Raw genomic sequence first — 13,706 nt, 5'->3', positions numbered from 1 at the left:
GTTTTTTCTTTAGTTAACTTGATTCAGCAGAAGTCCCCTACATCAAAAAGTATTGGGATGAATGTCAGAAGGCATTTCAATCGGAGGTAGTTCAAACGCCCTGCTGATTCAAGTTAAGCCTCCGGCGGATGTCACAGATTTTCAGAGGAGCTTTTCGAGCGAGCTCGAAAAAATCTGGACGCAATCAAGCCGAGGCGTGATTGATGGAAAAGTGGAATGTAAGAAAATGATTTTATTTAAGTGCAGGAAAAAGAAGATTGTTGTCGAAGTTGTTGTAGAGGTATAACGTTTATTCTTCAATGAAAAAGGGTAGACAATAGTTAGCAAGATGAAGGAGGCATCGCCATGGAGAATTTATTGTACATAGCGGCAATTGTTGCTGCGATTGCATTTTTGATCCTATGTATAGGACTTGCAATGACGCTGTTCTCGTTAAAGAAAACGTTGAAAAGTGTATCTGAAACAATGGATGAAATGACCGAGCAATTGGAAGGTGTGACGAAAGAAACGACGGAGCTTCTACATAAGACGAATACGCTTGCAGAGGATATCCAACAAAAAGTGGTCAAGCTAAATTCTGTCGTCGATGCAGTTAAAGGGGTGGGGGATTCCGTTACGGACTTGAACACATCCGTCCGACGCGTTTCAAACTCCATCGCAAGTGGGGCCGAGAGGAATAGTGAAAAGATTGCTCAGGTCGTACAATGGAGTAACGTAGTCATTGACGTTGTTGATAAAGTGAAGAGCAGGAAAAAGGAGAGTACAGGATGGACGGTCTACAAACCTTAAGCTGGACCGAAAATAGAAAGCGAAGAGAAATAGGAGGAAACAGCTATGAGTGAAAATAACACAGGAAAGCCGAATTTTAACGATCCAAAGGTTCATCATGAATTTAATGGTGGTAACAAGTATTACGAAAACTCTTTCGGAGAACCATCTTATTTGCCAGCAAGTTATGACGATCGAAACTATAGAAGCTCCTTTTATGATGAGGAGAATGATAGTCATGCTGGAAGCTTTCTATTTGGAGCGCTCGTAGGTGGTGTGATTGGAGCCGCTACCGCCCTTTTTCTTGCACCGAAATCAGGCAGTGAAATGCGTGAAGATTTTTCATCTCAAGCTACCCAGTTAAAGGCGAAAAGTATTGAAATCAGTTCGGTGGCCAAAGAAAAAGCAACAGAATTCACTTCCGTTGCGAAAGAGAAGACCGGTGGTTTATCGAAAACGATTCAAGAGCAATCGGGGCAACTCGTTGACAAAGTGAAATCCATGACATCGAAAACTTCTGTACCGATGGACGACGGCACTGTTTCGTCAGAAGGAGAAGAGGCGATTGAATACACTGGAAAAACAGCTTCTACTCAAACACAGAAGAACGAAACGGGAGAGGAACCAGTAACTTCCACTGCTGAAGCGCTCAAAGAAGCCGTCATCAAACCGTTTGACAAACATGAAAACTCTTCACCTGAAAAGCAAAAAACAGGAAACAGCAGTGTTTCCTACAATAATGCCGAAAATATTGGAGAAGATAAAATCACCAATCAAAATTATGTCTCGGATATTAACGACGACAAATCAAAATAAAATGTTAAGCAGAAAAGCCCGTCAAATTGACGGGCTTTTCTACTTGTATTAGAGATAAGTTGTTGTTATGTAAAAATAATTTCCAATGCATCTCCTCCAAAAATGGGTTCATTGAAGCCAATTGGAGAAGCGTTCCGCAGTAACTGGTAATTACCCGAAGTGTTTTTCGGTAATTGATAATCCGAAGAGGTAAAAATATCACTGAATCGAATAGGATCGGCTTGCAACGTTATAAGGTCGAGCTGATCGCCCGCTTTGATGAAATCTTTGGCGGATGCCTGCTGACCATTTACTGTTATGGCGATTCGTTGCTTTTGGATAAGAAGGGTTTCGCCATTGAATGTGACGGTTATTTCATCTGCTAACTTTTTGCCAAGGTGATTAATAACCTCGCCTATCGTCAGTTTGTCCTTTTTTTCGCTTGTGATGTTATCGCCATTTTTCAGGAGATAAGAAGTGCCGATTACTGTTCCGTTAGCCATGAATTCGACCGATTTCACTGTGTGTGCAATCGGTTTTCCATCCAATGTGATCGTAAAGGTACTTGTTGTCAATAGATCATTTCGATTGAGTTTTTCCAGTGCTGTTGCAAGTGTATGTAGTTCTTGGATGATTATTTTGTCGCGATCTTGGAGTATCGTTTCTAAAGGTTGGTTAACTCCATTGATGGTAATTTCAGGTACTAGTGTAAGGGGAACCTCATCAATCGTTACATCAATGGTTCCGCTACCTTCGACTACATCTGCCAAGGTGGCGGATGCGTGACGGCCTTCTTTTCCGGCATGTAACTCGATACAATCCCCGTCTGCGATACGGTCTTTCGTACTGGCGATCTGTCCGTTCACTCGCACGATCGACGGCGTTCCATGTTCACCGGGAATGATGATGTCATTGTCATTGACTGATATGGACATCCCGAGTCCAGGTCTGCCATATAATTGGCGTGCTTTAACATTGGCGGCTAGCAGGGCATCGCTCACTGTCATTTCCTTCAATTCGAAAAGTCTGATTGTTTTATCGTTGACCGTCACTGACATATAGTGAATCGGTGCTCTTCGAGCTGCAATGGCAATGCCGATCGGTGTTACAAGTTCTGGAGAGGAAGGAATCTCCGTTGCTAACGTGACATTGGTGAGCGCATCCAACCCTCGTATAGCCACACGGTTTTCGGGAAGCTCCAGACAAGTGCTCAACTCTTTCATCAAAGTTGGCGTTAAACTTCCACCACCTACAACCATGACCGCTTTTGGTGATTGTCCGCCATTTAACCGTTTGATTTCGTTTGAAATCGATTGGGCCAATCGCTCAATCGCTGGTCGGATAATGGAGATCACCTCATTGGACGGGACGATCTGTTCAAAACCAAGAATATCCGTCACGACAATATCGCTACCGGAAGAAAGGCTTCTTTTTGCTTGTTCGGCAAGTGGGAAATCGAGTAAATAATGATTGCTGAGCGCTTCTGTAATTTCATCACCGGCAATCGGTACCATACCATAGGCTACAACTGTATTGGAGTCGGTAATGGCAATGTCGGAAGTACCCGCTCCGATATCGACAAGAGCGACGTTGAGACGCCTCATGGAAGGCGGAATGAGCACATTGATGGCAGCAATCGGCTCGAGAGTCAGCGCCTCCATTTCAAGTCCGGCACGTTTTAAAGCGGATAGTAGAGATTCGACAACGACCCGCGGTAAAAAGGTGGCAATGACGTCAACGGAAGCAGTTTGTCCAGTTTGATCGAGCAAATGGCCGATTTCTTCTCCATCCAGCTTATAGTGCAGAACCGAATATCCGACACAATAATAGTATTCATCTTTTGACATCGAAGCGGATGATAATAGTTTTTGTTGAGCTTGCTGGACAGCTGCCAGCTCCAACCGATTAATATCTTCATCGTTCATGAGGGTATTTTCGGAAATATCGATGGTCATCGATCCTTCTGCTGTTTTCAATGCCCGTCCAGCCGCGGCTACGCTTACCCGTTTTAAGGGGCCATGCTTTTTTTCAAGTCGTTCTTTAATATCTACAATGACATTGGCAACGCTTAAAATATTATGTATTTGTCCGTCGATCATAGAGCGTTCTTGATGTTCAATCGAGACAAGGTCGTCGACGGAGTAGGCACCGTTTTTTTCCTTCAGGATGATACCGACGACGGAACGGGTTCCGATGTCAAGTGCAAATAAGGTTGTAGCCAGAACAATTCATCCTTTCTGTCGTAAAATCAACTTTTTTATGAAATCTTGCAGAAATAACGTGACTTTTCAAACAGTCTTCATTATACTTGGTCTATTATCTAAAAATGTAACATATATTCCTGACTTCGAAAAGGGAATCATATGTGGGGGAGGAGACGGACAAATGAGACAAAATGAACTTGAAGCATTACGTAGCCAAGTAACTGAGCTAAACGACAAGATTTTGGATCTGATTAATGAGAGAACAGCTGTAGTTCAAGAAATTGGCAAAGTTAAAGAAAAGCAAGGTGTCAATCGCTATGACCCGATCCGGGAGCGCGAGATGCTCAATTCCTTGAAAGAGAAAAACAATGGTCCGTTGCCAAACGGCGTTTTAGAACAGATATTTAAGGGCATTTTCATGTCTGCTCTTGAAATACAAGAAGACGAACAACGCAATGCTTTGCTCGTTTCACGTAAACGGAAAAAGGAAGATACGATTGTTGACGTCAATGGCCATAAGATTGGTGACGGCGCACCATCATTCATTTACGGTCCATGTGCAGTCGAATCATATGAGCAAGTATCCGCTGTCGCAAAGTCCATTAAAGCGAAAGGCTTGACGATGATCAGAGGCGGTGCTTACAAGCCTCGTACCTCTCCGTATGATTTCCAAGGTCTTGGTTTGGAAGGTTTGCAAATTTTGAAGCGTGTTGCAGATGAAACAGGTTTGTCCGTTGTGACAGAAATCATCACGCCAACCCATTTGGAAGAAGCACTGGATTATATCGATGTCATCCAGATCGGTGCACGTAATATGCAGAACTTTGAACTATTGAAGGAAGCAGGTATGGTCAACAAACCGGTCCTTCTGAAACGAGGTTTGGCTGCGACGATCGATGAATTCATTAATGCAGCTGAATATATCATATCTAAAGGAAATAGCCAGATCATCCTTTGTGAACGCGGTATCCGGACATACGAACGCGCTACTCGCAATACATTGGACATTTCGGCAGTTCCGATTTTGAAACAAGAGACGCATTTGCCGGTATTTGTTGACGTGACGCATTCGACAGGTCGAAAAGATTTGTTGTTGCCGACAGCAAAAGCTGCAATTGCAGTAGGTGCGGATGGAGTAATGGCAGAAGTGCATCCTGATCCGGCTGTTGCCTTGTCAGATTCTGCACAACAGATGGATCTGCAACAGTTCGATGAATTTTATGAAGCCATTGAACAATTCATGAATACCCATCAAACAATCTCATGATTCGACGCCGGAACTTTCATGGTTCCGGCGTTTTGTTTATAATGGAGTTAAATCCAGTTAGTTGAAAGGAGAAAAGACGATGGCAGTAACAATTTACGACGTAGCCAGGGAGGCAAATGTTTCGATGGCGACGGTCTCCCGCGTCGTTAATGGCAATCAGAATGTAAAGCCCGCAACGAGAAAGAAGGTTCTCGATTGTATTGAGCGGCTTGGTTACCGCCCGAATGCGGTAGCAAGAGGACTTGCCAGTAAGAAGACTACAACGGTCGGGGTCATTGTACCGGATATTTCTATCAGTTTCTATTCCGAGCTTGCCCGAGGGGTGGCAGATATCGCCACGATGTACGAGTATAATATCATTCTTTCCAATTCCGATGAGCGCACGGTGAGGGAAGTCGAATTGATCGAGGACCATCTAGGGAAACAGGTGGATGGGATGATTTTTATGAGTGATTCAATTTCTGATGAAGTGCGAAAGGAAATGGCTACAGCGAATATCCCGATTGTCCTGGCTGGGACGTTGGATGTTGAAAAGCAATTACCATCCGTGAATATCGACTATGAAGAAGCTGCTTATATGGCGGTCAAGAAATTGATTGACAGTGGGCATAAAAGAATTGTCTTCGCATCTGGTCCGTTTACAAGAGATATAAACCGGGCGAGTAAAAAAGTCGGCTATATCCGGGCGCTTGAAGAGGCAGGCCTGCCTGTCGAGGAAGAATTGATCATCGAATTGGATAATTCATATGATACTGCCTATCAGAATTGGCACAGGATTGCAGAATTACCTGGAAAGCCGAATGCCATTGTTGCTACAAATGATCGCATTGCTGTAGGCATTTTGAATGGGCTACGGGATAATGGTCTATCGGTGCCAGAGGATTATGAAATCATCTGTTTCGAACATTCTAATATGGCAAGAGTCGTTCGACCGCAATTGACGTCGATTGTTGTGCCACTTTACGATTTGGGAGCGGTGGCGATGCGGCTGTTGACAAAATTGATGGATGGGGAAGAGGTTTCTGAGGAGCAAGTGATCTTGCCGTTCAGACTAGAAGAACGGGACTCCATGAAAAAATAAGCATCGTGCGTAACGGTTGAGAAAAAGGGAGTCAATCCTACCGGAGAAATCCAGTAGCGATTGACTCTTTTTTTGACTAAGGGGAATTATTTGTTTATATTTTCGTTACGAATGATATGAAGTGCGCGATCTAACATTTGGGCATTTTTTTCTGTTATTTCCTTCTTTCGCGGAATCGGCTCATAGAGCGGATCCGGATCTTCCCAAGTAGGAATAAGGGGCACGGGTGATTCTCCTTGCCACGAGGAAAGCCAATCAGCTGGAAGCGGCCCAGTGGGCGCAGGAAGCTGTTTCATGGCCAGCCAGATCTGTGCCCACGCTCTTGGTACAACACGCCAAATATCATATCCGCCGCCACCGACCGCGATCCAGCGCCCTGCACAATACTGTTCGGCAATTTCACGTGCAATCCGTGGAATTTCATTGTAAATGGCCATCGTTCCATACAAGTGGGTCAATGGATCGAAGTAATGGGCGTCTGCTCCGTTTTGTGTTAGGATGACATCCGGTTGAAAGTATTCGGCTACTACCTTAATTGAGGTACGATAAACCTCTAAAAATGATTCATCTTCTGTGAAGGCATCGATCGGAAAGTTGAATGAAGTTCCATAACCTTTTCCATTTCCCCGTTCCGTAATATGGCCGGTACCAGGGAAGAGGTATCGACCTGTTTCGTGGATCGACAATGTACAAACGTTTGGGTCATCATAGAAGCTCCATTGAACCCCGTCACCGTGATGGGCATCGGTATCGATATACAGAACACGCGCCCCATATTTTTGCTGCAAATATTTAATGGCTACTGAACTGTCATTGTAGACACAGAAACCCGAAGCCTTTCCGTGAAATCCATGGTGTAACCCTCCACCGAGATTCAATGCATAGTTTGCACGGTCGTTCATAACTTCGTCGACAGCGGTCAATGTCCCACCGACTAGCAAGGCGCTTGCTTCATGCATATTTGGAAAAATCGGTGTATCTTCAGTACCAATTCCGTAAATGGCCCCGACATTTTCTTGCAATTCGCCTTTGCTCGCTTTTTTAACGATTTCGATGAATTTGACATCGTGAGCGAGGAGTAATTCCTCCTCTGTAGCAATCCGAGGCGGAATGATATCCTCATCAGAGATCGCTTGCATTTTTTTTAACAGATCAAGTGTCAATATAATTCGCTTTTGGTTAAATGGATGTGTATCTGAAAAAGAGTAATTCAGTTGGTCTTCAGAATAAATAAAGACAGCATCTTTTTTCATACGTCAATTCCTGGTACATTTGGCCATAACACTTCAAATCCATTTTGTCTAAGTCCTTGGATAACTGGAAGCGGATTCATGGAGTTGATGCGTATGACAATTATTTTATTTGTTGCATTCTCTTTATCAGGATACACGAGTACACTTAATACATTCGTTTGTTGTTCATGAAACACTTTGGATACTTCATATAGAATACCTGGCACATTTGGTACCCGAACTTCAATTTGTGATCCCGGCTGATGTGCACCCGTCAATTCGATGTATTTATACAACAAATCGGTTTCTGTAATAATGCCGACCAATTTGTCAGTGGAGACGATTGGTAGCGCCCCGATTTTATGTTCGTAAAATAGGATGGCTGCTTCCTCGACAAAGTCCATCGGATGGCCAAGAATTGGGTTGGGCGTCATAATATCGACAAGAAGGGGATTGGGCACATCGTGATTGGACCCTCCTATTAGCGTGGGAGGGTCGATATTCTTTAAATCCCGGTCCGACACAATGCCGACAACAGTTCCATCTGACTCTACAATAGGCAGATGCCGAATTTTGTTTTCCTTCATAGTCTGAAGGGCATCCTTAGCTGTATTTGATGGTGAAAGTGTAATGACATCCTTAATCATAACTTCTTCTAGCAGCATGCAAGCTCCCCCTTTCAGTACATGAATCGGTTCATTAACCGAAGACTATCAAATTGTTGAATGGACTCCTGATCGACACGTCTCCCGATTTTTGCCATCAAGCAATTGGCTGGGTGAGAACAGATTTCCGGATCATCGGTTGCAAAATATTCTAATCCGCCTGCGTTCATCATTTTCTCCATTACTTTGCGGTATTCCCATACGTTTAAATTCGTGCCTTTCAAGTCCCAATGCCAGTAATATTCCGTCGTTAGAATGATATAATCTTCCATTGCATCATCCATCATTGAAACGCGTAGCAGTGCTTTTCCGACGCCACCTTCCCTGAACGCCGGAATAATTTCGATGGCTCCGAGCTCAATCAAGTTTTCCATGTTTCCCTGCGACCATCTTTCCAATGGATCCGGATACAAAAACGTGACATAGCCGACGATTTCGTTCTGATTTCGTGCAATCAATATGCGACCTTCTGGAAGGTCTGCAATTTCGACTAGAGCTTTATGTTGCTGGGCAGGTGGTCTAAATGCGATGAGGTCTTCATGAAAATCGAGACTTGCCAGCACTTTTGAAGAAATAGGTCCTTCAATAATAAGGTCCCCGTTCTTATGCTTCACTTCCATTGCATTGTATGTTTTTACATGGTTCACGATTATCACCGCCTTACAAAATGTACAGCCAAGTCTAGTATACAACAAAAAAAATTAAAGAAAACGTAATAATTCTTTACAAAAATGGAACTATTGTAAAAATAAAATAAGTTAGACATTTCCAGGGGGAAGTTGTAGAATATAAATCATAAAGTTTTGAAAGGGTGAGAAGTATGGTGATGAAAATGTTACCAGTCATTCAAGGGGAATTTCAACTAGAGGATTATGATCGTACCGTCGAGTCGTTCAATTGGACAGACGTGGAAAAAGATTTCAGTTGGTATGAAAGCGGTCTCATCAATATCGCCCATGAAGCGGTAGACCGTCATACTGAAACCTATAGAAAAAATAAGGTTGCACTTTTTTATAAAGACGCAGATCGAGAAGAGTCCTATACGTATAATGAAATGAAAAAGATGTCAAATAAGGCTGCCAACGTATTGCGCAATCATTCCTCGCTTGAAAAAGGGGATCGGATTTTCATCTTCATGCCGCGATCTCCAGAACTGTATTTTGCACTTCTAGGCTCATTGAAACTGGGAGCGATTGTGGGTCCGCTTTTTGAAGCGTTCATGGAAGGTGCAGTCTATGACCGATTGTCCGATAGTGAGGCAACAGCGATTGTGACAACACCGGAATTGCTTCATCGTGTACCAATCGACAAATTACCACATCTAAAAACAGTGTTCCTTGTCGGTGAGAATATCGAAGAAAAAGGAATGTACGTCGATTTTACGAAACATTTGCAAGAAGCGTCATCTCATTTCCAAGTGGAATGGCTGCAGCGGGAAGACCCTACTTTGCTGCATTATACATCAGGGTCTACAGGCAAACCGAAAGGCGTCTTGCATGTTCAAGAAGCGATGGTGCAACAGCTTCAGACAACTCGCTGGGTACTTGATTTGAAGGATGAGGACATATTCTGGTGTACCGCTGACCCTGGCTGGGTGACAGGTACGGCTTATGGCATTTTCGGACCGATGCTTGCGGGTGTTACAAGTTTGGTGGTCGGTGGAAGATTCTCGGCAGATAGCTGGTACAAAGCCATAGAGGACTATGGAGTAACGGTCTGGTATAGCGCGCCGACCGCGTTCCGGATGTTGATGGGCGTAGGGGAAGGTCCACTGCGCAGCCATGATCTCTCTTCACTTCGACATATCCTTTCTGTCGGTGAGCCGCTTAACCCAGAAGTCATTCGATGGGGGACGGAAGCGTTTAATCTGCGCATTCATGATACATGGTGGATGACGGAGACAGGCGCACAAACGATTTGTAATTTCGGCTGTTTGCCAATTAAGCCGGGATCTATGGGGAAACCGGTTCCGGGAATTGAAGCGGCGATCGTTGATGATCAAGGGAACGTCTTGCCTCCAAATCGTATGGGCAACTTGGCCATCAAAAAAGGCTGGCCGGCAATGATGCGCCAAATTTGGAATAACCCGGAGAAGTATGATTCCTATTTCCTGAATGGGGAATGGTATGTTTCCGGCGATTCGGCTTATATGGATGAGGATGGATACTTCTTCTTCCAAGGGCGCGTAGATGATGTGATCATGACGAGCGGCGAGCGTGTCGGACCGTTCGAAGTGGAGAGTAAGCTGCTGGAGCACCCGGCAATCGTTGAGGCTGGTGTGATCGGGAAGCCGGATCCGGTTCGCGGTGAAATCATCAAAGCGTTCGTCGCATTGCATGAAGGGTATGAGCCGTCTGAGGAGTTGGAAGAGGATATCCGTGCTTTTGTCAAGAAAGGTCTTGCAGCACATGCAGCCCCACGGGAAATTGAGTTTAAAGATAAATTACCGAAAACACGAAGTGGGAAAATCATGCGCCGTGTACTAAAAGCTTGGGAGTTGAACTTGCCGACAGGCGATTTGTCAACGATGGAAAATTGATTGAAAGAAAAAGAGCTTGTCCACAATTTACAGTGGACAAGCTCTTTTTTATTCGGAATCGTCATCCGGTATGTCGGTTTCTTCGGCAGGTGGGGTATCGTTACCGCCGTTACCATTGCCGGGATTTCCTGTTTCCTCATTGGTATCGTCCGGTGCAGTTTCATCCGGATTTTCCTCTGGTAAACTGTTCTCCGGAGTGACGACATTGGACATTTCGGATAATTTGCCCGTGATATCGACTGCTCGGACGGAATAGGAACCAGAACCGATCGCTAAGGAATTTGACATCCCATCTCGGATTGTCCCGATTTTCGTGCCACCTTCATAGATGTAATAGCCGATAACATCGTTAGAAGATGAAGCGGTCCATGTAAGCGTTGATCCATTGATGGCCGCTTGAACGGGTGCCGGTGCACTATTATCTGCATTGAACACAGCTCCGGATACAACACGTGAAGCGAAAGCGGAATTTGCCGGAAACAGCTTGGATGCATCGCCTTTCCACGGACCGAGCATCCGGTTGATGAAGCCTTCATTTACCCCTGTCCCGCCCGTTTGGATAAATTCAGCTGGTGTCGTAGGATGTGCAAGGTATCTTGTTCCTTTTACCATGACATACGAAGATGAAATAATGCTGTCATCTGCGGCTGTCGGTAACATCGCTTTTGCGTTAAATAAATCTGATTTGACAAGTCCCGCATTCGAACATGCGGCAGACGGTGCAAGACCGGAAATGCCACAGAATGATCGTGTTACGACACCTTCCGGACGTTGAAACTTGTCAGTTGCTCCGACAATTTCAGGACTCACTTCGTTGGCTGCATTCATAAGTCGACCGAACAGCATACTTGTCCGTGTTGATGGATGCAAGGTTTGTCTTTGGAGCCCATAGTAAAGACTTCTGGACTGTTCCTTATAGCCGAGCCAGACACCGAGGGAGACATTCGGATTGTATCCGACAATCCACGCGTCACCATACCCTTGAGTGGTTCCTGTCTTCGCTGCGAGGTCGATATTGAAATTCAGATTTTGTTTAATCAAAGTACCTGTCCCGCCAGGTTTCAAAACATCGCGCAACATATCAGTAATGATATAGCTTGTCTCTGGGCTGAAAACGTCAACAGGTTCGGGCTTATGCTCATAGATGATATTGCCGTCCATATCTTCAATCCGTTCGACGATGTATGCATCGATGAACTGGCCGCCATTTGCAAATGTCGCAAATGCATTGGTGTTTTCCTCCACACTCATCCCTCGGGTCATGCCTCCATAAGAAGTGGAGTAGTTGACATAGTCACCCGGATCAAGTCTGGAAATCCCCATTTTTTCAAGGAATTCTGCTGGACGACGATCAATGATATCCCGGTAGAGTCTTGCTGTAGCCAAGTTCAATGATTTCGCAAGAGCTTCCCTGGCCGGGATGATGCCAAGTTCTGATGTTGCATTATAGTTACTTGGTGACCACGTTGAGCCGTTAGGCTGTCGTACGTTAAATTTCACATCGACAACGGGACTGCCGGCTCCAATGACTCCGTATTCGATTGCCGGTGCATAGACGAGCAACGGTTTCATGGAAGAACCATTCTGCCGGTACGCCTGTGTTGCGTGATTGAGGGCTTCTTGTTCATGATCGCGCCCCCCGATGAAAGAAAGGATTTTTCCGGTACTGTTTTCGATGAGAATGGCACCGACTTGAACAGGGTCTTCTTTCAATTCGATTTCTCCGGAGTGCGGATCTTTCACTTCACGTGTATATGTGAAACCATAGTGTTCAAATGACTTACTGATTTCATTCATTTTATCGTATAAATTTTTATCGATCGTTGAATAGATTCTGTAACCGTCATTTTTCATAGAACGTGTAGCGAGAATTGCATATTTCTCGTAAAGTTTCTTTTCGATATCAAGTCGTTCCGGATCGACACCATCTTGTTCAGCTATGATCTTTGCTAAGATATCGACTGTCCGGTTTTGGATTTCTTGCGTTAAGTATGGATAACGTTCACTTGCACGAAGGACGGGTTCACGGAAATCTTTTGTAATATCATAGGTGACTGCTTCGTTATATTGCTGTTCATTGATGTAGCCTGTTTCTTTCATCCGATAGAGGACGGTTTTCATCCGGTCGATACCCGGTGTTAAGTATTCCGGATCCTTCATACCGCCACCACTTTTAAACGGTGTATAGGCAAAAGGGGCTTGTGGAACTCCGGCGATGAAAGCGGCTTGCGGTAAATTCAAATCAATTGCTTTTTTGTCGAAAATGCCTTCAGCTGCCGTCTCAATCCCTGCAATGTTTTGGCCATTCGCATTTCGGCCGTAGGGGATGATGTTCAAATAAGCCTCGAGGATTTCATTTTTATCCATAAAATGTTCCAATCGCATGGCGAGAAGAATTTCTTTCGCTTTCCGCTCATAAGACACTTCGTTTGTTAGCACTTGGTTTTTGATCAATTGCTGAGTCAGTGTCGAACCGCCTGTTTGGCTTTCAGAATTTGTCACGTCTTGGAATAGCCCACGAAAAATCGCCTTCGGCACAATGCCATTATGCTGTTGAAAATATTCGTCTTCGGTTGCTAATACCGCATCAAGGACGTATGGAGAGACTTGTTCAAGTTTTGTTTCTTTTCGCTCTATATCGGAATTGACTTTACCGATATAGACACCGCCAGCAAGATAGATTTCGGATGTTTCTTCATAGTTAAAGATGGCATCGCGCATTTCCGTTTTAGAGCGTAAAGGCTCTTTGGAGACGAGCGATGCAAAATAACCTGCCCCGACCGAGGCGCCAAAGATAGATAGCGTCATACCAAAGATAAGAAATAGAAGAAATAGGTTCCAAAAAACACCTGAAGTAATCCGTAAACCTCTCGCCCATTTGGTTTTGTTTAACGTTTCAAGCTTCTCTTCTATAAGATCAAGTCGTTTTTTTTCCTGTTCACTCAAGTAGATCAACCTCCTGAAATCTTACCTATTATAGCATATTTTTGTATTCACCAATCGATAATATTTGACAAAGTTAAAATATAGGATAGAATGAGTCTTATATATTTTTTCGCATAATGAAAGAACCGCAGTAGTGGCGTGGAATCCGTATTAGAGAGGTAACGGCTGGTGAAAGTTGCCCGGACCACGATCATGAATTACAGTTCTGG

General features: G+C 44.3%; 11 protein-coding genes. 6 read left to right on the top strand and 5 right to left on the bottom strand.

The window, feature by feature from the left end; genetic code table 11:
• The first annotated feature begins 61 nt into the window (after nt 1-61).
• From ACFPRA_RS16125 to ACFPRA_RS16115, 3 genes are read left to right on the top strand one after another with little or no spacing between them, the layout of a single operon-like run.
• Nucleotides 62-286, top strand: a complete 225-nt coding sequence (locus ACFPRA_RS16125; protein WP_381436884.1) for a hypothetical protein — start codon at nt 62-64, stop codon at nt 284-286.
• 59 nt (nt 287-345) lie between these two features.
• The gene (locus ACFPRA_RS16120) at nt 346-789 is read left to right on the top strand and encodes a DUF948 domain-containing protein (protein WP_381436881.1); all 444 of its coding nucleotides are present in this window, start codon (nt 346-348) and stop codon (nt 787-789) included.
• Between the two features lie 45 nt (nt 790-834).
• Complete coding sequence (locus ACFPRA_RS16115) at nt 835-1,584, top strand: YtxH domain-containing protein (protein WP_381436878.1); 750 nt, start codon at nt 835-837, stop codon at nt 1,582-1,584.
• A 65-nt stretch (nt 1,585-1,649) separates the two neighbouring features.
• Here the strand turns inward: ACFPRA_RS16115 and ACFPRA_RS16110 are convergent, their stop codons facing one another.
• The gene (locus tag ACFPRA_RS16110; protein ID WP_381436876.1) at nt 1,650-3,662 is read right to left on the bottom strand and encodes a cell division protein FtsA; all 2,013 of its coding nucleotides are present in this window, start codon (nt 3,660-3,662) and stop codon (nt 1,650-1,652) included.
• Nucleotides 3,663-3,948: 286 nt separating this feature from the next.
• On the opposite strand from ACFPRA_RS16110, the gene ACFPRA_RS16105 reads away from it, so the two are divergent.
• Nucleotides 3,949-5,034, top strand: a complete 1,086-nt coding sequence (locus tag ACFPRA_RS16105) for a bifunctional 3-deoxy-7-phosphoheptulonate synthase/chorismate mutase (protein WP_239390415.1) — start codon at nt 3,949-3,951, stop codon at nt 5,032-5,034.
• Nucleotides 5,035-5,113: 79 nt separating this feature from the next.
• Entirely contained in the window at nt 5,114-6,115 is a 1,002-nt protein-coding gene (gene ccpA / locus ACFPRA_RS16100) for a catabolite control protein A (RefSeq protein WP_381436872.1), read from the top strand.
• A gap of 86 nt (nt 6,116-6,201) precedes the next feature.
• On the opposite strand, the gene ACFPRA_RS16095 is transcribed toward ccpA, so the two are convergent.
• The 3 genes from ACFPRA_RS16095 to ACFPRA_RS16085 are packed head-to-tail and all read right to left on the bottom strand — an operon-like array spanning nt 6,202 to nt 8,659.
• The gene (locus ACFPRA_RS16095; RefSeq protein WP_381436869.1) at nt 6,202-7,368 is read right to left on the bottom strand and encodes an acetoin utilization protein AcuC; all 1,167 of its coding nucleotides are present in this window, start codon (nt 7,366-7,368) and stop codon (nt 6,202-6,204) included.
• Entirely contained in the window at nt 7,365-8,012 is a 648-nt protein-coding gene (locus ACFPRA_RS16090) for an acetoin utilization AcuB family protein (protein WP_381436866.1), read from the bottom strand. Before ACFPRA_RS16090 ends, ACFPRA_RS16095 begins: the two co-directional genes overlap by 4 nt.
• 14 nt (nt 8,013-8,026) lie before the next feature.
• Nucleotides 8,027-8,659, bottom strand: a complete 633-nt coding sequence (locus ACFPRA_RS16085; protein WP_381436863.1) for a GNAT family N-acetyltransferase — start codon at nt 8,657-8,659, stop codon at nt 8,027-8,029.
• Nucleotides 8,660-8,832: 173 nt separating this feature from the next.
• Between ACFPRA_RS16085 and acsA the strand changes: the two genes are divergently transcribed.
• Nucleotides 8,833-10,551, top strand: coding sequence for an acetate--CoA ligase (acsA, locus tag ACFPRA_RS16080; protein ID WP_381436859.1), 1,719 nt, complete (start codon nt 8,833-8,835; stop codon nt 10,549-10,551).
• A gap of 48 nt (nt 10,552-10,599) precedes the next feature.
• Here acsA and ACFPRA_RS16075 read toward each other — a convergent pair whose 3' ends face one another.
• Complete coding sequence (locus ACFPRA_RS16075; RefSeq protein ID WP_381436855.1) at nt 10,600-13,497, bottom strand: transglycosylase domain-containing protein; 2,898 nt, start codon at nt 13,495-13,497, stop codon at nt 10,600-10,602.
• Nucleotides 13,498-13,706: the final 209 nt, after the last annotated feature.

Origin of the sequence: Sporosarcina soli (assembly GCF_042655805.1) — a bacterium.
GTDB lineage: Bacteria > Bacillota > Bacilli > Bacillales_A > Planococcaceae > Sporosarcina > Sporosarcina soli.
This window is presented reverse-complemented; position numbering and strand designations above follow the sequence as displayed.

Bases quoted from the DNA above. Each gene is read 5' to 3' on its own strand.
- ACFPRA_RS16120 (WP_381436881.1), top strand. From the start codon at position 346: ATGGAGAATTTATTGTACATAGCGGCAATTGTTGCTGCGATTGCATTT.
- ACFPRA_RS16090 (WP_381436866.1), bottom strand. From the start codon at position 8,012: ATGCTGCTAGAAGAAGTTATGATTAAGGATGTCATTACACTTTCACCA.
- ccpA (WP_381436872.1), top strand. From the start codon at position 5,114: ATGGCAGTAACAATTTACGACGTAGCCAGGGAGGCAAATGTTTCGATG.
- ACFPRA_RS16125 (WP_381436884.1), top strand. From the start codon at position 62: ATGTCAGAAGGCATTTCAATCGGAGGTAGTTCAAACGCCCTGCTGATT.
- acsA (WP_381436859.1), top strand. From the start codon at position 8,833: ATGGTGATGAAAATGTTACCAGTCATTCAAGGGGAATTTCAACTAGAG.
- ACFPRA_RS16110 (WP_381436876.1), bottom strand. From the start codon at position 3,662: ATGATCGACGGACAAATACATAATATTTTAAGCGTTGCCAATGTCATT.
- ACFPRA_RS16095 (WP_381436869.1), bottom strand. From the start codon at position 7,368: ATGAAAAAAGATGCTGTCTTTATTTATTCTGAAGACCAACTGAATTAC.
- ACFPRA_RS16105 (WP_239390415.1), top strand. From the start codon at position 3,949: ATGAGACAAAATGAACTTGAAGCATTACGTAGCCAAGTAACTGAGCTA.
- ACFPRA_RS16115 (WP_381436878.1), top strand. From the start codon at position 835: ATGAGTGAAAATAACACAGGAAAGCCGAATTTTAACGATCCAAAGGTT.